This window comes from Streptomyces sp. NBC_00576 (assembly GCF_036345175.1).
Classification (GTDB): domain Bacteria; phylum Actinomycetota; class Actinomycetes; order Streptomycetales; family Streptomycetaceae; genus Streptomyces.
This window is the reverse complement of record NZ_CP107780.1, coordinates 379461-402893: the sequence shown is the minus strand read 5'-3', so window position 1 is coordinate 402893 and position 23433 is coordinate 379461. Positions and strand designations below refer to the sequence as shown.

Below are 23433 nucleotides of genomic sequence, written 5' to 3'. Positions count from 1 at the left end.
GCTGCGATCGGCGGCGCGCTCTGACCACGGGGTGTTCACCCTGCCGGACCCGGCCCAGGCCCGGCAGGATCCGGTCGAGCCCGATCACCAGCCGGGTGTCGACATCGACGACCACCCGCCGTCGCGCCGTCGCGTTGCCGCGTTGTGTCAGGTGACCAGCAGGCGGTTGAAGAACGAACGGTAGTGGCGCAGCGCCAGCCGCAAGTCCTCGGTGTCCGCCTGTTCGCCCCTGTTCCACTGTCCTTCCAACTCTTGTTTGTGGTCGGCGAATGTGGCGGCCAGTTTCTGCATCACGTCGGCGACGAGGGCGTCGGCGGTGTGCACGGCGTCGCGCGGGTCGTCCACGAATTCGTTCTGCACCTCCTGCCAGCGTGTGCGGAATCCTTCCTCGTCCTCCGGGGTGAGGAGCTGAGGGGCCTCGTCCTCGGTGCGGGCGGCAGGGTCTGTTGCTTGGTGCTGCGTGCCCGACTCGGCGCCCATCGGCTCGTCCTGAGTATCCGGGTCGGCTCCCGCGGGCTCGTCCTCGGCGGGCCCGCTCGGCGTCTTCGTGCTCTCGCCAGGGAAGGTCGGTACCTCGGCCGAGGTACCGACCGGGTCCTTCTGTGTGGACGTGTCGCGAGGGTGGGCGAGGTCGTCGGTGGACAGGCCGCTCGCGTTGTCCGGTGTGTCTTCGCGTTGCATAACTTCTCCGTTCCCGAATGCCCGGGCTTCCCGGACCGGGGCGACGGGCTGGTCACTGAGCCGTTCAGGCCCGCGCGTGACGGGGCTCGCCGCCGTCGGAGAGCAGCTCGTCGAACAGGGTCCGGTAGTGCACCATGGCACCCCGCAATTGTTCAGTGGTCGCCTCGTGACGGGTGCTCAGCACATCGACATCGTGGGCGGCCTGGTAGTGCTCGAGCGTGCGGCCGTGCTCGACCGACAGGTCCTTGAGCTGTTGCTCAAAGTCCTGGGTCGGGTAGCCGCGCTCGTGCATCAGGGAGGTCACCAGGCGATCCGCGTCGTGCACGGCATCCTCTGGGCGGTCCACGAACTCGTCCTGCACGCTGGTCCAGTCCTGGGTGTATCGATCCCTGGCCCTGCCGTCCAGCGGCTTGATGTCCAGTGAGTCATGCCGCTTCTCACGGGCCCTGAGCTCGCGCTCCCCGGCCATGCGGCTGTCGGCATCCTCCATCGTTCGTCCATACTCCGGGCCGAAGCGCTCGCGCAGCTTCTGGCGGCGCATGAGCAGCCAGGCCGCCACGGCCACCAAGGCGATCACCACCACGATGGGAATGATGATCGCTAGAAGTGTCCCTGTTGACATCGGGCAGACCTCCTGATGTGTGACCCATATGTACCTGTCTGTGTGAGTTACCAGTGGTTTGCCGACTGAAACGAGGATGCCGGGACGAATTGCTGCGGTCAGGTACCGGCCGCGCAGGAGCCCGCGATGCCGAGCTGCCCATTCCGGGCCGCCGTCGACCGACCGGCAGAAACCACCCAGGTCGGCGGACACATAAGGGGTACGAGTCGGGGCACTCGTGTCCTCCCGACCGACCAAGCCCGACCAGCCAAGGGAGCCGACTCGTGATCATTGCCGCGGTTGTTGGATTGTGTGTGGTCCTGGCCGTGCTGGCCTTCTTCGTCCCGCGTCTGTCCCGCCACCCCGAACGCGGCGCGCAGCGCTCGCTCGGCGTCGGCTCGCGGGCCGGCGGCAAGGCGCCGGGCGTACTGGGCAGGTGGTTCAGCAAGCCGTTCCAAACGAGTTCCCGCGCCGTGGGCCGTAGCGGCTCGGCCGGGCGTCGCGCCCGTGGCCGCATGCCCTTCTGACCATGGCGCGGTCATGCCGGCAGGCGTGCCTGTCCGGGGCTGGTGAAGGCTCCACGGCCGCGACGGATCCTGTCCTGGACGGTGGAGGCGCGTACACCGATGCTGCGGTGCGGTGCAGCCGTCCGGGGGTCTGCGAACCGATCGCGTGCTCGTGGGGCGATGCGCGACCGGTAGCTGTCCGGACGGCCGGGGCGGGGCCACGGTGTGCTGAGAGCCCGCCCCGGCCGGTGCGATCTTCCCTCTGGGGCCTCGCAGCCCGCTGCCTTCCCCTAGGGGGCTGGACTGTCCGGTCGGTCCGGTCGGTCCGGTCGGAGGGCCTCGGGCCTGTGCCCGGGCGCGACCAACTGCTCTCGGGTATCTCGTGGGGCAGGACAGCGCCAGCAGGGCCTGGGTGCGGCGGTGACGCAGTGCTCAGTTCCGGAGCAGCGCGCACACGAAGTTCTCCTCGACCTCGCGCAGTTTTTCCAGCAGCCGTGGCTTCGACGCCTCGTTCACCTGCGTGGTGAGCGAGAACGTCAGTGACCGCTCTCCGTCCGGTGTCGCGGCGATCAGCTGGGTGTAGCCGGGCGTGTTTCCGGTGTGGCCGAGCACCACTCCGCATCTCGTGGTGTAGCGGAAGATCGCTGCTCCTGCCTTGTTTCTGCCCGGGCCCGCCGGTTCAGAGGCCCCCTCGACCCAGCGGCGCTGCTCGCGCAGTGTCGCCCGCGAGATCAGCGCGCCACCCGCGTAACCACGGATGAACCTGGTCATGTCGCTCGGAGTGGAGACGATTCCGCCCGAGGCCCACACCCCCGAAGCGCCGATCAGCTCGCTGACGTCCTGTGGCGCGGGCGGCGGCTGGACGGGGACGTCGTAGCCGTGCATGTACGGCTCAGGCAGCTCGAAGCCCTGCGGGAGGCTCGTGGCGCGCAGGCCGAGCGGACGGTAGACCAACCGCCGCAGCAGCTCCTCGTAGCGCTTCCCGGTCGCGGCCTCGGCCATCAGGGCCACGGCGATGTTGTCCGAGTTCGAGTACTGGTACCGCGAACCGGGGCGGAACAGCAGTGGCTCGCCGGCCACGAAGTCGAGTAGTCGCCGGGAGTCGAACCGATGGTGCGGATCGGCCGTGATGATCTTGAGGAACTCCGGGCTGCGGCTGAAGTCCGGCAGTCCGCTGGTGTGGGTCAGGAGCTCCCGCAGTGTCACCGCGTGCCAGGCCCGGGGGAGCGCGGGCAGTCGTCGGCCGATGGTGTCGTCGAGCCCGAGCGTGCCCCGGTCGACGAGCCGCAGTGCGACGGCGCCGCTGAACGCCTTCGCCGTACTGGCGATACGCATGTGGTCGGTCTGTTCGACCGGCCGCCGGGTGTCGAGGTCGGCGACTCCGGCCCGGAGGATCTGGCGTGACTTCCCTCGTTGGAGCACGGCGATGACGCCGGGCGGGCCGCCCGGCGCGCGGACCAGCTGTTCGAGCTGGCTCTGTAGGGCGCGGTCCACGGCGGAGCCGGGCGGAGCGGCCTCGGCGGGTGCGGATACCAGGGCCGTGACACAGGCGCAGGCCAGTGCGGCGCTGACCGGCAGACGCAGATGGGGGCGACGGGGTATCGGCATGGGATCTCCTCGGGCGGGCTGGGAGGCCTGGGCCCGTCCAGCATCGGCCGTGCGGCGCGCGGCTGCCTGTGCCGCTGCTGCATACGGCCGTACGGGTCGTTCGCCTCAGGTGGGGCGGTCGGTCCCACACGGGCAGCGTCCGGGGACGTGAACGGTTCTCGAGCTGCGCTGCCCCGATGCACCTCCTCGCGCAGCCATGAGCCCCCAACAGGGCGACACATCCCACTGGTTGAGGACGAAGCGGTGAAATCGGTGCGGTTACCATGTGCTGCCGATGATCGGAAATCGTCGGCGATCCGATGGAAAGTCATGTTCCGAGACGCACTTCTTCTTCGCCCTGGAGGTCGAGTGGTTCACGCTCAGCACGGCAGAGATTCATGGAGACACCGGATACGCAGGTCCCTCACCGTGACCGCGGTCGTGATCGGACTGGTCGGTACCGGTCTGACCGCGAACTCCGCGTCAGCCGCCGCCAGTGATACGGCGGTGAACAACAGCATCCGTCGGTTCAGTGCCGAGAACGGAACCGGAAAGTCCTCGACCACCACCATCACCCCCAGGATCGTGGGCGGCTCGGAGACCACCATCGGCAAGGCTCCGTACATGGTCCAGCTCTTCTACCTGGACGGCTCGGACCAGTTGTGGTTCTGCAACGGTGCGCTGATCGCGCCCAACAAGGTGCTGACGGCTGCTCAATGCGTCTACGGCCGTAACTTCACCAACCGGGACAGGGCCGTGATCCTGGGCGGCACTACCTACCGGGGCGATCTCGACGGCAGCACCGAGATCGGGGTCAAGCGCCAGTGGGTTCACCCTTCCTACAGACCGTCGGGCGTCACGCACGACATCGCTGTGCTCACACTCAACGGCACGCTGCCGTACGCCACCATCAAACCCGCCTCCGCGAGCGACAGCGCGCTGTACGCGGCGGGGACCAACGCCACGGTCCAGGGCTGGGGCGTGACCGGCACCGCCACCGGCGGGTCGGGTGAGTCGGACGTACTGAAGACCGCGACCCTGCCCATCAAGGCGGACTCCACCTGTGACACCGCGCTGAAGACCGCGCTCGGCGGTCAGGACGCCTTCGTGGAGTCGGCGATGACCTGCGCCGGCGAGCCCGCCACCGACGACGACGTCACCACCACGACACCCTGTATGAGTGACGCAGGCGCCCCGCTGGTGGTGAGTGGCCGCATCGTGGGCGTCTTCGCCTGGGGTGTGACCAACAGCGAGAAATGGTGTGGGGTGCGGGGCACCTATCCGGTGTTCACCCAGACCAGCGCCTACGCGGGTGCGACACAGGCGCAGACATTCGACACGGACGCCTCCGGTGACGGCCGGGCCGACCTGTTCGCCAGGAGGTCGAGCGGTGGCGCCGCGTTCACGTACAACGGCTCGACGCTGACGACCCGCAGTTCGGCCGGGACCGGCTGGGGTGGTTACAACAAGGTGCTGCAGAGCGACCTGAACCGTGACGGTGTCCTCGACTACGTGGTGCGGGCCACGTCGGGGACGGTGTCCTGGCGGCACAAGGTCTCGGGCCAGTGGGTCAACACCCGTATCACCACCGGTTGGCAGAGCGTCCGGCAGATCCTGGCGCCCGGTGACGTCAGCGGTGACGCCCTGCCCGATCTGGTGATGGCGGACTCGGGCGGCACACTGTGGCGTTATCCCGGCAACGGCAAGGGTGGCTTCGGCAGCCGGACCAGGCTCGGCACGGGCTGGAACGCCTATGCCCAGCTCGTCGCCCACGGCGACTTCACCGGCGACGGGCGCCCCGACCTCGTGGGCCGTACCTCGGCCGGCGCTCTGTACATCCACCCGAGCAGCACGACGGGTACGTACACCCTCGGTAGCCGCAAACTGGTGAGCACGACGGTGTTCAAGCCGGCCACGGCCCTGGCGGCCGTTGGTGACGTCAACGGCGATGGTCGCGCCGACCTCGTCACGCGGACCGGTTCGGGCACCCTGTGGCTCTACAAGGGCAACGGCAACGGCACCTTCGCGGCAGCGGCCAAGGGCGCCACCGGCCTCAACTCCTCCAACCTCTTCGGCTGACCTCCGATCCCACCGACCAGGCACACGCAGGCGCGCCCGCCACGGACTCCGTCCCGGCGGGCGCGCCCATTCCTGGCCCTCGAGCGTTCCGGGACAGAGGCGCGGGCAATGCCCTTACCGGACGTGGCTCATCCACAGCCCACCACCGGGGCAGCATGCCGGAGAAGCTGACCCCGGCGCGGAGAAGACGGTGCGGTGCCGCCCAGCGAGCCGTCGGGGTCGACCGAGAACGCGTGGTCCAGCTCGCCGTCGGCGTACTCCGGCGCGGTGCCCGCTCGGCCCGGGCCGGCGCGGCGGCGGACACCGAGAAGCGGTGCTCCAGGCGTCGTGGGTCCCAGGTCGCCAACAGTCTCCGGCCGGCCCGGGCACCGATCGACATCGACACCGTCGGCCTGCTCCTCACCACAGTTGGCGACTGGCGCGCCCAGTGATGGTGCGCCGGTGATCAGTTCGCCTTGGGCTGCTCGTCGGACGGGGCTGTTGCGGGCGTGGTCGGTTCCGAAGCGTCGGTGGTGGTGTAGTAGACGGAGTTGCCCTGCTTGGTGCGTTGGACGCGGCTCTTGGCGACGAGTCCTTCGACTGTGGTGCGTACGACGGTGGTCTTGATGGTGCGTTCGGGGTGGGCCTGGCCGAGTGCGGTGGCGATTTCGGCGGCGGAGCGGGGTTCGTGCTGATCGACGAGGTGCTGGCGGATCAGCTCGACGAGGGTGGGCTGGGTCGCCTTTGTTGCCTTCGCCTTGGTTGCGTCCTCGGGGTTCTTGGAAGCCGACTTCGTGACCGCGTCGCCGCCTTGCGCAGCGGCGGCCTTCTTCGCCCGCACCCGCTTGCCCGCGCCGGACTGCGTGGCGGCCTTCTGCCGGGGCGCTGAGGGCGCTGAGGGCGCTGAGGGCGCTGCGGTCTCAGCGGGGGCAGGCTGGGTGGCGATGTCCGTGGCGCCGAGCGCCTTTTGCATGTTCGTCAGCACGGCGTGGTCGTGTTGCAGGGCACGCAGTTGTTCCTGCAGCGAGTCGATTTCCGCGCCGATGCGCTCCTGCTCCTTGGCGTTGCGCTCAAGGTCGCCTGCCACCTGGGTTGCGTACTGCGATGTCAGGTTGGTGGTAGCGGTGTCAGTGTCAGGCATGATGCTGGCCTTTCTTCGGGGCGGGTCGCGGACTGGGACTTGACCCGCAGAGCGGTCGCCAGGGCTGGGCAGTGATTCCGCCGGGCCGTGATGGACTCATGGGCGGGTCACACCTGTTGCAGGCTGCCCCCGCGTAGAGATAGTACGGGTGGGCAGCGTTGGTTGTTCCGCTCGGAGATGTCCTGCGCCCCGCGGCACTGTCAGCCATGTACTGAAGTCACCGCGGTCGATACTCTCCGGACTGTGGGGCCAGATGCCAGAACGCCTCGTGAGTTTCGCGGTTGTGTTCTACCGTCGGCGTCCCCAGTGGCCTGCGGAGTCAGGGTCGGCGCCAGTGCGTGATCGCACCCGATGCGCCGCCCGGGGTGAGGGCCTGTTCGGGGTCTGCCTGCTGGAGTTCGGCGAGCAACTCGCTCTGGCCAGTGATCAGTTCGGTGAGGATCCGACGGGCCGCGCGCAGCAGCTCGGCCACATCGCCGCCGGCCAGGGCGTAGCTGACGGTAGAGCCCTCCCGGATGGACACCACGATCCCCGAGCGGCGCAGTACGGCCAGTTGCTGGGAGAGGTTCGACGGTTCGATCTCGATCTCGCTGAGCAGGTCGCGCACGGGGACGGGGCCGTTCTGCAGCAGCTCCAGGACTCGGATGCGTACCGGGTGTCCGAGCATCCGGAAGAACTCGGCCTTGGCCTGGTAGAGGGGGACCTGCATGGTGAATCGCTCGCTCCCTGCCGCGTTCGACGGGCTGCCTCCGGGCCCGGTGGCCCCGTACGTGCCACCGCGGCGGTCTTGCGGATCGATCCTCGTGCATCCGGCCCCGCACGCCCATGGGATTGATCTGATCCGGATGTGCCCAGTTGAAGAAATCTTCAAGTCATGGGCGTGCGGGGCGAAGGAGGGCGCAGCCTTCTACACGTCCAGTTGGGTCTCGATACTCTTGAGCTGGTGGCGGGCCATTGCGAGGTTCGATTTCTTCCTGTCGAGCACGAGGTAGAGGAACAAACCGTTGCCGCCACGGCCCTTGAGCGGCCGGAGGATGTGGTACTGGCTGCCGAGTGTGATCAGCATGTCCTCGATCTCGCCCTTGAGCCCGAGGTGTTCCATGGTGCGGGTCTTGGCTCGGATCACGTCCGTGTTGCCCGCCGCCGCAATGGTCAGGTCGAGGTCCTTGCCGCCCCCCAGAGTGCCCAGCGCCATACCGCTGGTGTAGTCGACCAGAGCAGTTCCCAACGAGCCCTCGACCGAAGTCATGATCTCCTTGAGGCAGATCTCCACATTGCTCATACCGGCATCTCCTCCGTGTAACTGCGAGTCCCGGGCGTCGCCCTCCTCGCCGATGCCCCGGACCCTACGTAGCGCCTGCGGCAGGCGACCCTGTTGTTCCCGTACTGGCCGAGGAAGCCTCAAAAAGTCGTATGACGCGATATTCGCGACCGCTCATGCTCGGCGAATGACTACCGGCGGCAGCGCGGCGGGAGCGGAGCCGGTGCGCCCGACGTTCGCCAGGGCTCCTGTGCCCCACCCCCCGTCGCGGAGGCCACCAGCCGTGGCCGGCGGTCAGGTCTCGTCTTATCGCGTCATCTCTTGAGATCGGCGCCACTTCGCAACGGCCGTGCGGTGCAAGGGTGCTCAGTCCGCGGCGGTGGGCCGCACGTACGGCGTCGCAGCCCCCTCCGGGAGACTCGTCACGGATGGTGCCGGCGGTGCATGCAACCGACCTGCGCGCCCTGGCGGGCCCGGGCCGACGAAGGATGCCCGAGTGCCTTGTGTCGCGGGGAACGGCGTCGGGCTGCCGGGAACCGTCACGTGTTGCGCGGTTCACCCATTGGCGGAAGGCGTGAGGCGAATCGGTTCCACGCAAGCGCTTCGACGTGATGGTACGGGTGGTGGAGTGTGGGGGCAATGGCGTGCCGCGCGGCGAAGGCGGTGCCGACGAGCGGGCCGAGGCTCCGCCGCTTCGGCCGGTGCCTTCAGGACCGGTCCTCCGTCGTGCGGGTGTCGGTGGCTGCGTCCCTGTTCACAGATGTGACAGGCAGACACCTGGCGCACCCGGGCCCGGCTGTCGGACATACCCGCGCGGCCCACAGCGCCCGCACGGCGGGAGGTCACGCCACCATCCGCATGCCTCCACCCCGCAACTGTTCGAGCGTGCCGGTCGGCCCCGAACCGCAGGAATCAGCCGTCGAACCGATTCCGCGACAAGGTTCGGAGCAGAAGCCTCCGCACCCTTGACAGCCCGTCAAGCCGAGAGCACCGTCTCCCCCCGAAACCTCTCTGCAATCTCGCTGCGAATACGGCACCTCCAGGCACTTCCGGATTGTCAGCGCCACCAACACGACCCGATCGGGTTGCGCCAGGATTCCCCGCCCGCCCGAATCGCCCGATCCCCCTCGCCCCGACCCACCGGCCCCCATGCGCCACCACTGGAGGATGACGATGTCCCGAGTGAGAGTGCTCTGCGGCCTCGGGGTCGCCCCCTTGGCCCTGCTCGCCCTACTGGCCCAGAGCCTGGCCACGGCCGGGGCCGCGGGCGCCGTACCCGCCAAGGGGCAGGCGTCGGCCGTCGCCCTGTACGTGGCGCCCGGTGCGGCTCCCGGCGGGAACGGCACCGCCGAACAGCCGTTCGCGGCGATCGACCAGGCGCAGCTGCCCACGCACCGGCTCTCGGCCGATTCGGACGTCATCGTCTACCTGGCCGGTAGCACCTACCGGCTGTCCAAGCCGCTGACCTTCGGCTCCGGCGACGGCGGCCAGAACGGCCAGCGGCTCGACCAATGGCCCTGCAAGAACACCCCCGGCGGCAACCAGGACTTCACCCCCCGCTGACCGGTTCGCAGGCTCGTTCACCCCACCCACTGTCCCGCACCAGTGAGGAATGCTGATGAAGAAGAACTGGGCACCTTTAGCCGTGGCGCTGACGGCCGCGCTCGGCGTGGGCACCGCACTGCCCGCGGCGGCCGCCACCAGAACCGAGCCGCCATCCTCCGTGCGGGCCGCCGCCGCGCCCGCCGCCGTGCGGCTGATGCCGTTGGGTGACTCGATCACCTGGGGTGTCGGCAGCCCGTCCGGGAACGGCTACCGGGGTTTCCTGTGGAACCAGTTGACGGCCGAGGGGCACGCCCCGGACTTCGTCGGCTCGGGTCGGGGCGGCACCATGTCCGACCCGGACAACGAAGGTCACTCCGGCTGGCGGATCGACCAGATAACCGGTATCGCCGACTCCGTGCTGGCCCGATACCGCCCGAACGTGGTCACCCTGGAGATCGGTACCAACGACCTCAACGGCAACTACCAGATCCCGACCGCCCCCGACCGGATCCGCGCGCTCATCGACCGGATCACCCGCGACGCCCCCGACGCGACCGTCCTCGTCGGCACCGTGATCATCTCCACCAGCGGAACCGCGGAGGCCAACCGGCCCGCGTTCAACGCCAAACTCCCCGGAATCGTCCAGGCCCAGCAGGCAGCCGGCAAGCACGTACGCCTGGTGGACATGAGCGCTCTGACCGCGACGGACCTGGCCGACTCCCTGCACCCCAACGACAACGGCTACCGCAAGATGGCGGACGCCTTCAACGCCGGGGTCCAGGCCGCGGACGCGGCAGGCTGGATCAAGCCGCCGTCTTCCGCGGGTGGTGAGGTGCGCTCCGGAATCGCGGGGAAGTGCCTGGACGTCAACGGCGGCAACAGCGCCAACGGGACCGCGGCGGACATCCGGTCCTGCAACGGCTCCGACGCTCAGCTCTGGTCCGCGCGTTCCGACGGCACCCTGCGGGCGCTCGGGAAGTGCCTCGGCGCCACCGGCCGGGGTACCGCCAACGGCACGAAGACCGAGATCTGGGACTGCGACGGCGGCACCCACCAGCAATGGCAGGCGTACAACGGCGGTTACCGTAACCCGGTCTCCGGCCGTTGCCTCGACGACCCCGGCTCGTCCACCACCGACGGTACGCAACTGGTCCTGTGGGACTGCAACGGTGGCACCAACCAGCGGTGGACCACTCTGCCGGTCTCCTGAGCCTTCCCCTCACACATCGAACCAGCGCCGGCGGATCGGCACTGGACCCTCAGGTGAGGTGATCGGCGCCAAGAGTGCGCCGCTCCCCCTGGATCGCTTCGAAAGACCTCGCGCGAACACCCGCGCCCGGCACGGCGGCCGCCGCCGGACGCGGGTTTCGGCATGCCCTCATACCGTGCTGACCAGGGAAAAGATCGAATAGATCGAGTTCTGACGCGGTGCGACATGTGTATTGACAGTGTGTTCGGCGCGTGGGATCACTAGGGGACATGGGATGTCTGAGCGTTCTCTGTGGGTGCGCTCGGACACGCTGACGGGAGCGGTCGACGGTAGGAGAAGCCGCCTCCCTGCTGAATTCCTTCCGACAGGCACGGCTCTCTCTGTCCCCATCCCCCCACGTATGCGAGGAACAGAAATGCAGCCTTCATCCACTCCGACCCGGAGCCTCGCTCGTAGACCACGCTTATCGGCGGTGGCCGCCACCGTCGTGTGCGTGATGGCACTGCTGGCACTGTTGCTGGACACCGCGCCGACGTGGTCGGCATCGGCACCCGTGGCACCCCTGGTCAGCTCGGCGTCGGGGCGGTGTCTGGACGTCAAGGGCAACGTCGACACGCCGGGCACGACATTGGACGTCTGGGACTGCAACGGCCAGGTCAATCAGGCGTTCGAGTTCACGTCGGCGGGTGAGCTGAGGACGATGAGCGGCACCCGGTGCGTGGACGCCTACGACGACCGGACGGCTCCGGGAGCTTCGGCAGTCATCCGGTCGTGCGACGGGCGGGCGACCCAGGCGTGGCGGCAGAACCCCGACGGGTCCGTCACCGGTGTCCGGTCCGGCCTGTGCCTGGACATCACAGGGGCGGGCACGGCCAATGGCACCGCGGTCATCCTGTGGACCTGCAACGGCCAGAGCAACCAGAAGTGGGGCACCCCGACTACTCCGCCTCCGCCCGGCGGGTCGGGCCCCTGTGACATCTACTCCGCGGGCGGCACGCCGTGCGTGGCCGCGCACAGCACGGTGCGTGCGCTCTACGGTTCGTACAACGGCAGCCTGTACCAGGTCAGGCGCACCTCGGACAACGCGACCAGGGACATCGGGCTGCTGACGCCCGGCGGCTTCGCCGACGCGGCGGCGCAGGACTCGTTCTGCGCGGGCACCTCATGCGTGATCACGGTCGTCCGCGACCAGTCCGGGCACGGCAACGACCTGTGGTACCAGGGGTCGGCCCAGGTCCCGGGATCGACTCAGAGCAGCCCCGCGAAGGCGACCTCCGAGGCGCTGACCGCGGGGGGCACCAAGGCGTACTCGCTGTACATCAATCCCGGGAACAGCTACTGGCGGGACGGCCATCTGACGGGTGTGCCGACCGGTTCCGCACCCGAAGGGGCGTACATGGTCACCAGCGGCACCCACGTCAACAACGGCTGCTGCTTCGACTACGGCAACAGCGAGACCACAAGGAAGGCCGACGCCGCCGGGGCGATGGACGCGATCAACTTCGGTACCCAATGCTGGTTCGGCGGCTGCGCCGGCAGCGGTCCCTGGGTGCAGGCCGATCTCGAGTGGGGCCTGTACTCCGGCGGGAGCCAGTCCTGGAACACCAACCAGCGGGCATTTCCCAGCAAGTTCGTCACCGCGATGCTGAAGAACAACGGGACAGCGAGGTTCGCCCTCAAGGGTGGCAACGCGCAGTCCGGGGGCCTGACCACCCTGTGGGACGGCGGACTTCCCGGCGGATACAGCCCCATGAAGAAACAAGGCGCCATCATCCTTGGGAGCGGTGGGGACTGCTGCAAGCCCGGCGGCGGCGCCAACCTGAGCGCCGGCACCTTCTACGAAGGAGCGATGGTCGCGGGCTACCCCTCCGATGCGACCGACAACGCGGTGCAGGCCGACATCACTGCCGCGGGCTACCGCTGAGCCGAGTCCCCTTCCGCGCCTCGACCGAGCACCGCCCGGTCAGTCCGAGCCTGCCTGCGGCGGCCAGCCGGGCGCCTGCGCACCGACCACTGGCACCCTCCGGCGCGGCGCGTGGCGGCAGAGCCACAGCGGAGGTCTCCATGCTGAAACCAGCTGGTGATCGCCGACAAAGAGCGCGGCTGATCCGGTGACCGGCTGACGATCACCGACTCCCGCATCACCTCCGTCAATTCCCCTGAGAGGCACCCCCATGTCTTCCTCCTCCCTGCCGCTCAGCCGGCGCCGGCTGCTGTCGGCAGCCGGTGCGGCCACGGCCTTCGGCCTGCTGCGGTTCGCCCCCGAGGCCGCCGCGACCGACGGCCCCGGAAGCTACACCGCGAGCTGGTCCTCCGTGGACCAACACCCCCCGGCCCCGGCCTGGTTCCAGGATGCCAAGTTCGGCATCTACTACCATTGGGGCGTATTCAGCGTTCCCGCGTTCGGGAACGAGTGGTATCCGCGCAACATGTACATCGGCGGCTCGGCCGAGAACCGGCACCACATCGCCACCTACGGCAATCCCTCGGCATGGCCGTACCACAACTTCATCGACGGTGCCCGCGACAAGGCCGGCAACTACGTGCAGTTCGCCCCCAAACTGGTCTCGCAGGGCGGCAGGTGGGATCCGGACGCCTGGGCGCAGCTGTTCAAGGCCGCGGGCGCCAGGTTCGCCGGCCCCGTCGCCGAGCACCACGACGGCTTCTCCATGTGGAACAGCCGCTCCAACCCGTGGAACTCGGTCCAGCACGGCCCCGGACTCGACCTCCTGGGGCTGCACGCGCAGGCCATCCGCGGGCAGGGGCTGAAGTTCATGGCCTCGCTGCACCACGCCTACCACTTCACCGGCTTCTACGACAATGTGCCGCCCCAGTCGGACCCGGCGCTGCGCGTCCTCTACGGCCAGCAGGGCTCGGCCGCGGAGAACAAGCTCTGGTACGACAAGCTCGTCGAGGTCATCGACGGCTACCAGCCGGACCTGGTCTGGCAGGACTTCAACCTCGGCCAGGTGCAGGAGTCCTACCGGCTCCAGTTCCTCGCGCACTACTACAACCAGGCGGTCGCGTGGAACAAGGACGTGGTCGCGACCTACAAGGACGGCCTCAACAACAAGGGCGAGGTCTTCGACTTCGAGCGCGGCGGCCCGGCGGGGCTGCTCACCCCCTACTGGCTGACCGACGACAGCATCTCCTCCTCCAGCTGGTGCTACACGGTCGGCATCGGCTACTACTCGACGCAGGCAATGCTCCACTCGCTGATCGACCGGGTCAGCAAAGGCGGCAGCATGCTGCTGAACATCGCTCCGACGGCCGACGGCACCATCCCCTCCGGGCAGCAGACCATCCTGCTCGCCATGGGTGACTGGCTCGGCCGTTTCGGAGAGGCGGTCTACTCCACCCGCTCCTGGGCCAGTTACGGCGAGGGCCCCACCAAGATGGGCGGAGGCTCGTTCAGCGGACCGGTGGCCGGCAAACCCCAGGACATCCGGTTCACCCGCAGCCGGGACAACAAGGTCCTCTACGCCACCGCGCTGGGCTGGCAGGGCAGCACCATGAACATCGCGACGCTGAACTCGAACCAGATCAACCTCAGCAGCTTGGCAGGCGCGCAACTGCTGAACAACACGGCCGGCACCTACATCAACCTGCCCGCACCGACCCAGGACGCCTCCGGCCTGCACTTCACCATGCCCTCGTCCAACCCGCCGTTCAGCGCCCTCGCGTACACGGTCAAGCTCACCTTCTCCGGGGAGATCCCCGTCCTGGGTGCGCCGGGCGGCTCCACAACCTGGGTGAAGATCACCAACGTGACCAGCGGGCTGGCGCTCGACAGCGGGGGCGACGTCGGCGCCGGCTCCAACCTCAAGCAGTGGAACTACGACGGGAGTACGAACCTGCAGTGGCAGCTGATCGACCTCGGCAACGGCTACCACCGCATCATGAACCGCACCAACGGCATGGCCGCCGACAGTTATGGCAACTCCGCCAACGGCGCTCCCGTCCGCCAGCAGGCGTGGAACGGCGGCAACAACCAGCAGTGGTCGCTCAACAGTCTCGGCGGCAACCGCTACCAGATCGTCAACCGGAGCACCGGCACCGCCCTTGACGGCAGCGGCAGCACCACGGCCGGCTCGACGACGGTGATGTGGACACCGAACTCCAGCACCAACAACGAATGGACCATCGCCGGGGTATGAACGGCCACAGCGGCAGTGCGGCCCGCACTCTTCACCACAACGCCCCTGCTGCGGCGCACAGGTGAACTCACGTCAGGGTCGTTGACCGCCTCCGTCGCGATCCCACGCTCCAGCGAGCGCGATCGGTAAACCGGTTCGATCTCTCGAACGAATTCCCGAAGGTCGACGTCCCCACCGCCACCGAGGCTTCGATCCCGGGCTCTTGTCATGCGTTGTGGCGTACCGCCGCACACAGCATCCGTACCCGGGCGACCGATGCTCCCTGCCCAACTATCGACAACGGAAGAAGGCATGTATGAAACGCAAACCATTCTTAATGTCCATCGTGGCTGCGGTACTTCTCGTCCTCACAACTGCGGGCACCTCGTTCAGCAGCAGCCTTGACGCGCCCACGTCGGCCGCGGCCAACGGGGCCGTCCGGGCGACCGCCGGGTGCGGCAAGCCCCCGGCGCTCACGAGTGGTACACACACGATTCAGAGCGGCGGCCAGACCCGCAGTTACATCCTTCGGGTTCCTGCCGGCTACGACAACAACCACCCCTACCGGCTCTTCTTCGGTTTCCACTGGCGTGGCGGCACGGCCAACGACGTCGACTCGGGCGGATCGGACGGGTACAACTGGTCCTACTACGGTCTGCGGCGCCTGGCGGACAACGCGAACAACAGCACGATCTTCGTCGCCCCCCAGGGCAACGGCAACGGGTGGGCCAACCCGGGCGGCCAGGACGTGGCCTTCGTCGACGCCATGGTCAGCCAGATCGAAGCAGGTCTGTGCGTCGACACCACCCAGTTGTTCGCCGCCGGCTTCAGCTACGGCGGCGGGATGTCGTACGCCCTCGCCTGCTCCCGGGCGACGGTCTTCCGCGCGGTCGCGGCCTACTCCGGCGCGAACCTCAGCGGGTGCAACGGCGGCACTCAGCCCATCGCATACATGGGTCTGCACGGGCTGAGGGACAACGTGCTGCCCATGTCGTCAGGACGGGAACTGCGTGACACCTTCGTCCGGAACAACGGCTGCACCCGGCAGAACCCGCCCGAGCCGGCCAACGGAAGCCTGACGCACATCGTCACCACCTACTCCGGATGCAGGTCCGGATACCCCGTCACCTGGGCCGCGTTCGACGGAGGCCACGACCCCGGTCCCATAGACGGTTCCACCGGTTCCGGCTGGCGCACCTGGACGTCGGCAGCGGTGTGGCAGTTCTTCACCCAGTTCGGCTCGAATCCGCCGCCGATGACACCGCCCTCCAGCGACCAAGCGGTCGTAGGCCAGCAGTCGGGGCGCTGCCTCGACATCAACAACTCCACCACGGCCAACGGCACACAGGTCCAACTGTGGGACTGCAACGGCGGCTCCAACCAGCGGTGGACCTATACCGCCGGAAAGCAGCTGGTTGTCTACGGCAACAAGTGCCTGGGTGTCGGGCAGACAGCGGGCAACGGCACCCCGGTGGCGATCTGGGACTGCAACGGGCAGGCAGACCAGCAGTGGAACATGAATCCCGACGGCACGATCACAGCCGTGCAGTCGGGGCTCTGCCTGGACGCCGTCGGCCAGGGGACCGCCAACGGGACGAAAGTCCAGCTGTGGAGTAGCGCGGGCGGCGCCAATCAGCGCTGGCGCCTGCAGAGCTGACAGGCCGGGGCCAGGCACGCCACCGCGCGGGCCTGGCCCCGCAGACCTCGATACACGCCGAGCCGGGCCCGCGCAGGCACCCTGCCGCGCTCCTGACGCGTGCGCAGTGGCATCCGGGATGGGTGTGGCTCTCCTCCGGTCCCGCCCGCTGGTCTGCGTGTTCGGTACAGCCACTGTGACGCGGTGCGCCTGGCGGGCCAAGGCCCGGACCAGCGTGCACCCCCTCGACGCGGAACTCTCGCTGCCCGCCGGCCTGCACTCCTGCGGTCTGTGTTCTCTTGCCGTCCTCGATGTCGTCCGCAACTCCTACGACCATGCCGGAGAGGCGATTGACCGCCGCCACCGCGCTCGTCCTCCAGGTCGACGGCAAGGGCGTCGTCATGCGGCCCGAGGCCCTGCGGCGCGACGTCCTGCGGCCCGCGACGCTCACGCCGGCAAGCGGTACCCGGTGGCGTCGTAGTGCTTCGGACCGTACCCACGATGAAAGTCCACAAAAGAGAGGGACCCCAGCCGACGCACGGCTGGGGTCCCTTGAGGCGGTGAGTATCGGTCAGCAGATGGAGTTGTCCACCCTGCGAACCGCTCGTCTACGCGCCGGCAGACCGCACCAGATCGCGATCATCCTGGATCAGGCAGGTCAGCGCTGCAGAGTGAGGACACCTGGCCGCCACGGCAGTTGGTCGTAGGGGCCGCTCGCGGTGGGGGACTTGCCCTGGTAGAGGAACTGCAGGTTGCAGGGGTCGATGGTCATGGTCTGGTCGGGGTTGTTGCGGACCAGGTCACCGTGGCTGATGTCGTTGGTCCAGGTGGCACCGCTATTTGCCTTGCCTGCGAAGGGGTTGCTTTCACTGCCGGCCTGCGGGGTCCATGAACCGCTCAGACTGGTGGCTGTGAACGAGCGGAAGTAGCGCCCATTCGCGCCCATCGCCTCAACGATCATGAGGTACTGGTTCTGGTCCTGGACCTTGTAGACCTGCACCGCCTCGAACAGGTTGGCCTGCGTGTCGCTCATGATCGTCGTGTACGACGAGCCGAAACTGCCCGGGAAGTTCCCGATCGGCATGCTGGCCCGGTAGATCTTGCCGTTGTCACCGGCGAAGAACAGGTACATGTTCTGGCCGTCAGCGATCAGGGTCTGGTCGATCGGGCCGGTGCCGGAGCCGGAGATGCTGCCGGTGAACAGTGGCTGCGGCGCGGACCAGCCGTTGGGGTTGGTGGGGTCGCTGGAGGTGCGGTAGATGAAGGGCCACGAACCCCACTGGTACGCCAGCACCCAGATGTTCTTGGGCGCGAAGTAGAACAGCGTGGGCGCCACCGCGGCCTGGCTCATCCCGGCCTGGCCGGCCGACGCCATGTCCGACCAGTTCGTGAAGGGACTGAACCTCATCGAGCCGTAGGACGATCCCGCCACGTTCGACGCGTAGACCAGGTGCTTGCCGTTGTACACCACGCTGGTGAAGTCCTTCAGCGAGACCCACCCGTTCGCCGGCTGCGCCAACGCACCCGTCGACGTCCACCGGTACGTCGACGGAAGAGCACACGTACCACCCGGCGGCGTCCCGGACAGGCCGGTCCACTTCTGGTTGCTGCCGCCGTTGCACGTCCAGATCTCCACCACCGTGCCGTTGGCCGTACCGGCACCCGTAACGTCGAGGCACAGCCCGGACTCGACGCCGACGATCGTGCCGTCGGAGTTCACCCGCCACTGCTGGTTCGCGCCGCCGCTACAGGTCCAGATCTGCACCCGGGTACCGGCCGTGGTGGCATGGCCCGGAACATCCAGGCACTTGTTGCCGTACACGGTCAGCTGGTTGCTGTCCGTCGAGGTCCACTGCTGGTTGGTCCCGCCCGAGCAGTCCGAGATCTGCAGGTACGTGCCGTCGGTCTGGCCGGCGTTCGTCACATCGAGACACCGGCCGGAACCAACACCGCGCAAGGCGCCGCTGGAGGCCGCCTGAGCCGGGTTGGCGACGAGCGTCGCCGCCAACGCGACCAGGGCCACAATCACTGCGGCGAGCACCACGGACAGATGCCCGCGGCTGAAACTTCGTCTGCGCATGGGGACCTCGTAATCCTTGAGCAAGCGGTTCCGGTTGGCCCCGTCCGAGGCTGTCCGGACTGTCGATGTGGTGCGGTTCGTAGCGGTTCGTGGACACCGGGCTGACACCGGTGGCGCTCGGACTCTTCGGCCTACTGCGAAACTCACCGGCCTGAATCGGACGTTGATCGGGTACGCCGCGGCAGCCGCGGGGGCCGTGCCGGGGGCGGGAGCGGCCGCCGGGTGTGACGGCGAGAGATATCTTGATGCGTCCATGACATATGCATCGTGCTGTATGCCCCTTGCGGCTCGGCCGTTGCGGTGGGCGTGACCCTGCGGTGCCTTGCTGTCCGAGTGGAGCGGCTCTGGCGTGTTCGTTATGTCGAACGGGGAGCGAAGTGTCGAGCAATTGGATGATAGGGAACCGGTGAACGGCGTCAATGCCTCTCGCAAGATTCGCGAGCAATGCCGAAACATTCGCCAGAGCTCACCCGAAGACATGCCCCTCCCGCGCCCGCGTGTGCTTGGAAGATGCCGTTGTCGTGGATGCCGATCAGGGCGACGTCGGCGACCACGTGCAGGGCCTGCCGGCCGCGAGATCGGTCAAGCGGATCCGACGGCCAGTGTCCGGAACTGGCAGGGCGCGTCCGTGCGGCTGGTGACGTTGAGCTTGCGATGGACGCGGGTCAGGGGATGCGCCCGTCGCTGCGCCGCACTGAGCGGATCTTGCGGAAGAACGGTCGTACAGGCCGGTGCCTCCTCGCTGCTGCGGTGCGGCAGGGATCGCTGCAGCCGCCGCGCGCCGCACAGATCGCCCAGTTGCAGGGCCTGGTACAGCGCTCGCCGAGGCTGCTCGGCCTCGCCGGTCACCCTTTGCGCGGCACTCAGCGCGGCGAGCGCCCGCGGGCGAGTTCCAACCTGTCTCCGGCGAGCCGCAGGATGCTGACTGCCATACCGGGAGTCCCGCTACGCCCCGCCGGCGTTGCTGCGACACCTGGTCGAGACCGGCATGCTGGGCCGCAGGACAGGCCAGGGCTTCCATCACTGCAACCGGTGACGGTCACGGCAACTGGCGGCCGTTGTCCTTGAACTCGCCGACGGGGGCACGGCGGCCCGATCTGGCTGACCGGCCCCGCCTTCTTCGTGATTTCGCCGGCTCCGGTTGTCAGCGGTGCGGCTGCTCAAGCAGGGCACCGCGTTGCGCGCTTCAAGATCGGCCGGTATGTGTTGTTCGAGGAAACGGACGCGAGGCGGGGTGGTGGCCGACGCACCGGGCGAGGCGGTCGACGAGTACGAAACCCGGTGCCGTCGCCGCGATGAGTCTGCCGGCGCACACAGGTCTACCTCCCGACCGAGACAACCAACCCATCGGGAGTAAGTCATGGGCCTCATCCACATCGAGATGTTCGCGACCCTCGACCTCGTCGGGCAGGCGCCCGGCGGCCCCGACGAGGACCCGGTGGGGTTCCCGTTCGGCGGCTGGCAGGCGCCCCTGCTGGACGAGGTCACCGGGGCGCAGGTCGGTGCCGCGTACGAGGGCACGGACGCCCTCCTGCTCGGCCGGCGGACGTATGACATCTTCGCCGCCTACTGGCCGCACCAGAAGGGCGGCGAGGACAACGAGATCGCCACGCTCTTCAACAGCGTCCCGAAGTACGTGGCGTCCCGCGGCAAGCCCGACCTCTCCTGGGCCGGGTCCACACAACTCGGCCCGGATCTGGCCGGCGCGGTGCGCGAGATCCGTGACCGGCACGAGCACGTGAAAGTGGTCGGGAGCCTGAATCTGGTGCAGACCCTCCTGCGCGAGAAGCTTTTCGACCGTCTCGACCTCTGGGTGCACCCGATCGTGCTCGGCGTCGGGAAGAAGGTGTTCGACGCCGGCGCGGTGCCCACGAACGTCACACTCCTCGAAGCGCCGACAGCCGGTCCGAAGGGCACCGTGTACCTCCGCTACGGGCTCGCCGACGGCACCCCCGCGACGGGGGACATGAGCGCACAGGACCGCGGTGTCGGGAGCGACGACTGAAGCCCAAGGGGCGAACCTGCGGGACGCCCTGCCACAGGTGAGAGGTGACTTGCGTTCGCCAGGGTTTCCCTGGGACCAGTCTCCTTGGAGAACATGCGCGCCCAATTATTGGTCCTTTCCGATCGCTCCGATCGCTCCGATCGCTCCGGCCGCGACGGCTTCGGGGTGGTCATCGACGTACGCGTACGGCCGACTCGAAGCGGCGGAAGTAGGTTGTGCCGGTGACCGAAATCCTGCCGCCCGGTGGCGTGGTGCTCGACGCGGACGAACTGGACGCCTGTTGGGCGGACGCTTGGCGGCCGGAACAGGTCGCGGAGCGGTTGGGTGGGGTCGATGCGCCCTGGTGCATCGCGGCCGGATGGGCGCTGGATTTGTTCCGTGGGAGGCAGACGCGACCGCACGGCGATTTGGAGATCGCGGTGCCCGCTGCGGGATTCCCGGAGATTCGGGATCGCTTTCCCGAGTGCGTGTTTGACGCGGTGGGTTCCGGGCGCGTCTGGGCGGAGGCTGGAGCTGAGGCGCTGGCGGCCACGCACCAGACCTGGTTGCGGGATCCGGCAAGCGGTCAGTTCCTGTTCGACGTCTTCCGCGAGCCGCACGTGGGCGGGATGTGGATCTGCCGACGGGACGAGGGACTGCGGCTGCCGTACGAGGCGATTGTCGAGCGGACGGCGGACGGGATCCCCTACCTGGTGCCGGAGCTGGTGCTGCTGTTCAAAGCGAAGACGCCACGGCCCAAGGACCAGGCGGACTTCGACGGTGTGTTGCCGCTACTGGGCCGGGCGCGGAGGGACGCCCTCAGCGGGTGGCTGGAACGCGTGCACCCCAGGCATCCGTGGCTGGCGAAGCTGGCGGGGTAGCGGCGTCGGCCGCGCCCTGGGACGAGCCGGGCGGCCACGACTGTCGAGCCGATGCCGTCACCAACCTCAGTGCGGCGCCCCAATATGATGCGCGTCACTCTCCGGGTGCCTCGGATCGGGTATGCGCGATCATGATCGAATGGACGCTCGTTTCCTTGGCATCTCTGATCTGGTCGAAGCCCCGTCCGTGGCGGTCGTGGTCGACGTCATGCGTGCTTTCACCGTGGCTGCCTGGGCCTTTGCCCAGGGGGCGGACAAGATCGTTCTTGCTGAGTCGCTGGACGAAGCCCTGGCGCTCAAGGCCCGCCACCCGGATTGGATGGCGCTCAAGGACGGCCCGCCCGCGCCCGGGTTCGACATGGTCAACTCGCCCGGCATGCTGCGGTCTGTCGACCTTCACGGACGGACCGTTGTGCAGAAAACCACGGCAGGGACGGTCGGCGCCCTCGCGGTCAAGGAGGCGTCGCTGGTGCTGTGCGCCAGCTTTGCGGTGGCGGAGGCAACGGCACAGGTCTTGCGGACGCGCGAGAGCAGTGTCACGTTCGTGGTCACCGGCGAAGACGGGCAGGCCGATGAAGACCTGGCATGTGCTCAATACATAGCTCGGAGAGCCACCGAGGCTGGGACGGACGCTGCTGAGTTCCTCCGCCGCGCCGGCGAATCGCGCGCCGCCGCCGAGTTGGCGGAGGGCGTGCGCCAAGGAGTCCATCCTGATGATGTCGCGCTCTGTCTTGAGGTCGACCGGTTCCCCTTTGCCATGGTGGCGACCTTGGAAGGCTCGCTCATGGTCCTGCGTCCACGCGCGATGCCTACGCTGACTGAAGAGGACCCGCTCTGATCGCTGGAGAGTTCTGCTTTCAGCATGCGAAAGCGAGCGCGCTGTCGGACTTGCGGTATCAACTGCTGTCCCGATGGCGGTGGTTGGGGCGGCGCTCAGTGGTGCATGCCAGACCGACGGCGCGGCTGCGGTTCGGATCGGATTGCACCCACCATGCGGACGCGAGACTCGGGCGTATGCGCTCAAGGCGCCTGGGCGCAGAAGAGTTTCGCTCTGCGAGTTCACGGATTTCCATACTTGGCGACTACGGGCACGCCGGACTGCCCGGCTGCCGGCAGAGGGCGATCGCATCCAGCAGCTGTGCCTTCCCTCTCCACCGGCGCCCGGGAACAGTCACCACCCCGCCCCGCGTTGCCACCAGCATGACGACCAATACGCCGCGGCCCGAAGTGCTGCGATACACCGCCTTCTCCAGCGTGCCCGAGGGTGGAAACCCCGCCGGCGTCGTTCTGGACGCCAGTGGCCTGGACGACAGCGACATGCTGGCCATAGCCGCCGACCTCGGATACTCGGAGTCCGCGTTCCTGACCGCACCCCCGGAGGGTCTCGGCGGCCAGGAGGGGCAGGCGTACAGCATCCGCTACTTCAGTCCCAAGGCTGAAGTGCCGTTCTGCGGGCACGCCACTGTCGCGACCGCCATTGCGCTCGCCGAGCGAACGGGCCCCGGCGAGCTGGTGTTCGCGACGCGAGCCGGCACCGTACCGGTGGTGGTGGTCGAGGAGGGTGGGGCGCTCCGGGCCACGCTCACCAGCGTCGAGCCGCAGATCGAGGAGATCGCCGACGCCGACCTCGCGGAGGCGCTCGCCGCGCTCGGCTGGCCGGCCGTCGATCTCGACCCGGCCTTCCCGCCCCGTATCGCCTTCGCGGGCGCCCGCCATCTCGTCCTGGCGGCGGCGACTCGCGCCCGCCTGGCAGATCTCGCGTACGACTTCGCGCGCCTCGAAGCCCTGATGCACCGCTTGGATCTGACCACTGTCCAACTGGTGTGGCGGGAGTCGGCCACCACCTTCCATGCCCGTGACCCGTTCCCCGTCGGCGGCGTCGTCGAGGACCCGGCGACCGGCGCCGCGGCTGCCGCGTTCGGTGCGTACGCCCGTGAGTTCGGCCTGGTCGGCGAGGACGCCGTCCTCACTCTGCACCAGGGCGAGGACCTGGGCCGCCCCGGCGAACTCACAGTGACGCTGCGCGCGGGCGACCCGCGTGTGAGGGTCAGCGGCGCGGGAACGCGCATCAACCAGAGCGCCGGACATGCCGGCAGCGAAGGCACGATTCGCTGATCGTTGCACCG

General features: G+C 68.3%; 20 protein-coding genes. 12 read left to right on the top strand and 8 right to left on the bottom strand.

What is annotated here, in order from left to right; genetic code table 11:
- Positions 1–147: 147 nt before the first annotated feature.
- Both OG734_RS01725 and OG734_RS01720 read right to left on the bottom strand, forming a co-directional pair.
- Positions 148–681: a hypothetical protein gene (locus OG734_RS01725; protein WP_330285667.1), complete on the bottom strand. Its 534-nt coding sequence runs from the start codon at positions 679–681 to the stop codon at positions 148–150.
- A 64-nt stretch (positions 682–745) separates the two neighbouring features.
- Positions 746–1303 (bottom strand): hypothetical protein, encoded by a 558-nt coding sequence (locus tag OG734_RS01720; RefSeq protein ID WP_330285666.1) that lies wholly within the window; start codon positions 1301–1303, stop codon positions 746–748.
- Between the two features lie 263 nt (positions 1304–1566).
- On the opposite strand from OG734_RS01720, the gene OG734_RS01715 reads away from it, so the two are divergent.
- On the top strand, positions 1567–1809 hold the full coding sequence (locus tag OG734_RS01715) for a DUF6411 family protein (RefSeq protein WP_330285665.1): 243 nt from the start codon (positions 1567–1569) through the stop codon (positions 1807–1809).
- 411 nt (positions 1810–2220) lie between these two features.
- Here the strand turns inward: OG734_RS01715 and OG734_RS01710 are convergent, their stop codons facing one another.
- Positions 2221–3396 (bottom strand): serine hydrolase domain-containing protein, encoded by a 1176-nt coding sequence (locus OG734_RS01710; protein ID WP_330285664.1) that lies wholly within the window; start codon positions 3394–3396, stop codon positions 2221–2223.
- Positions 3397–3804: 408 nt separating this feature from the next.
- Here OG734_RS01710 and OG734_RS01705 point away from each other — a divergent pair, with 408 nt between their 5' ends.
- Positions 3805–5454: a trypsin-like serine protease gene (locus OG734_RS01705; RefSeq protein ID WP_330285663.1), complete on the top strand. Its 1650-nt coding sequence runs from the start codon at positions 3805–3807 to the stop codon at positions 5452–5454.
- A gap of 155 nt (positions 5455–5609) precedes the next feature.
- On the top strand, positions 5610–5885 hold the full coding sequence (locus OG734_RS01700; RefSeq protein WP_330285662.1) for a hypothetical protein: 276 nt from the start codon (positions 5610–5612) through the stop codon (positions 5883–5885).
- Between the two features lie 14 nt (positions 5886–5899).
- Here OG734_RS01700 and OG734_RS01695 read toward each other — a convergent pair whose 3' ends face one another.
- From OG734_RS01695 to OG734_RS01685, 3 genes are all read right to left on the bottom strand, one after another.
- Positions 5900–6574 carry a hypothetical protein gene (locus tag OG734_RS01695; RefSeq protein ID WP_330285661.1) on the bottom strand — a complete coding sequence of 225 codons (675 nt, stop codon included), beginning with the start codon at positions 6572–6574 and terminating at the stop codon, positions 5900–5902.
- A gap of 319 nt (positions 6575–6893) precedes the next feature.
- Positions 6894–7283: an ArsR/SmtB family transcription factor gene (locus OG734_RS01690; protein WP_330285660.1), complete on the bottom strand. Its 390-nt coding sequence runs from the start codon at positions 7281–7283 to the stop codon at positions 6894–6896.
- Between the two features lie 198 nt (positions 7284–7481).
- Positions 7482–7856: a hypothetical protein gene (locus tag OG734_RS01685; protein WP_330285659.1), complete on the bottom strand. Its 375-nt coding sequence runs from the start codon at positions 7854–7856 to the stop codon at positions 7482–7484.
- A gap of 1152 nt (positions 7857–9008) precedes the next feature.
- Between OG734_RS01685 and OG734_RS01680 the strand changes: the two genes are divergently transcribed.
- From OG734_RS01680 to OG734_RS01660, 5 genes are all read left to right on the top strand, one after another.
- On the top strand, positions 9009–9398 hold the full coding sequence (locus OG734_RS01680; RefSeq protein WP_330285658.1) for a hypothetical protein: 390 nt from the start codon (positions 9009–9011) through the stop codon (positions 9396–9398).
- Between the two features lie 55 nt (positions 9399–9453).
- Positions 9454–10590, top strand: a complete 1137-nt coding sequence (locus OG734_RS01675) for a ricin-type beta-trefoil lectin domain protein (protein WP_330285657.1) — start codon at positions 9454–9456, stop codon at positions 10588–10590.
- Positions 10591–11086: 496 nt separating this feature from the next.
- Positions 11087–12514: an arabinofuranosidase catalytic domain-containing protein gene (locus tag OG734_RS01670; protein ID WP_330293529.1), complete on the top strand. Its 1428-nt coding sequence runs from the start codon at positions 11087–11089 to the stop codon at positions 12512–12514.
- Between the two features lie 250 nt (positions 12515–12764).
- Entirely contained in the window at positions 12765–14747 is a 1983-nt protein-coding gene (locus OG734_RS01665) for an alpha-L-fucosidase (RefSeq protein WP_330285656.1), read from the top strand.
- A 316-nt stretch (positions 14748–15063) separates the two neighbouring features.
- The gene (locus OG734_RS01660; RefSeq protein ID WP_330285655.1) at positions 15064–16383 is read left to right on the top strand and encodes a ricin-type beta-trefoil lectin domain protein; all 1320 of its coding nucleotides are present in this window, start codon (positions 15064–15066) and stop codon (positions 16381–16383) included.
- Between the two features lie 637 nt (positions 16384–17020).
- Here OG734_RS01660 and OG734_RS01655 read toward each other — a convergent pair.
- Positions 17021–18442 carry a non-reducing end alpha-L-arabinofuranosidase family hydrolase gene (locus OG734_RS01655; RefSeq protein ID WP_330285654.1) on the bottom strand — a complete coding sequence of 474 codons (1422 nt, stop codon included), beginning with the start codon at positions 18440–18442 and terminating at the stop codon, positions 17021–17023.
- A gap of 582 nt (positions 18443–19024) precedes the next feature.
- The gene (locus OG734_RS01650) at positions 19025–19291 is read right to left on the bottom strand and encodes a hypothetical protein (protein ID WP_330285653.1); all 267 of its coding nucleotides are present in this window, start codon (positions 19289–19291) and stop codon (positions 19025–19027) included.
- 511 nt (positions 19292–19802) lie between these two features.
- Between OG734_RS01650 and OG734_RS01645 the strand changes: the two genes are divergently transcribed.
- The 4 genes from OG734_RS01645 (at position 19803) to OG734_RS01630 (ending at position 23422) form a co-directional block, all read left to right on the top strand.
- Positions 19803–20447, top strand: coding sequence for a dihydrofolate reductase family protein (locus OG734_RS01645; protein ID WP_330285652.1), 645 nt, complete (start codon positions 19803–19805; stop codon positions 20445–20447).
- Positions 20448–20668: 221 nt separating this feature from the next.
- Complete coding sequence (locus OG734_RS01640; RefSeq protein WP_330285651.1) at positions 20669–21307, top strand: nucleotidyltransferase domain-containing protein; 639 nt, start codon at positions 20669–20671, stop codon at positions 21305–21307.
- A gap of 139 nt (positions 21308–21446) precedes the next feature.
- Positions 21447–22145 (top strand): 2-phosphosulfolactate phosphatase, encoded by a 699-nt coding sequence (locus tag OG734_RS01635; protein WP_330285650.1) that lies wholly within the window; start codon positions 21447–21449, stop codon positions 22143–22145.
- A gap of 362 nt (positions 22146–22507) precedes the next feature.
- Positions 22508–23422, top strand: a complete 915-nt coding sequence (locus tag OG734_RS01630) for a PhzF family phenazine biosynthesis protein (RefSeq protein ID WP_330285649.1) — start codon at positions 22508–22510, stop codon at positions 23420–23422.
- The last annotated feature ends 11 nt before the right edge of the window (positions 23423–23433 follow it).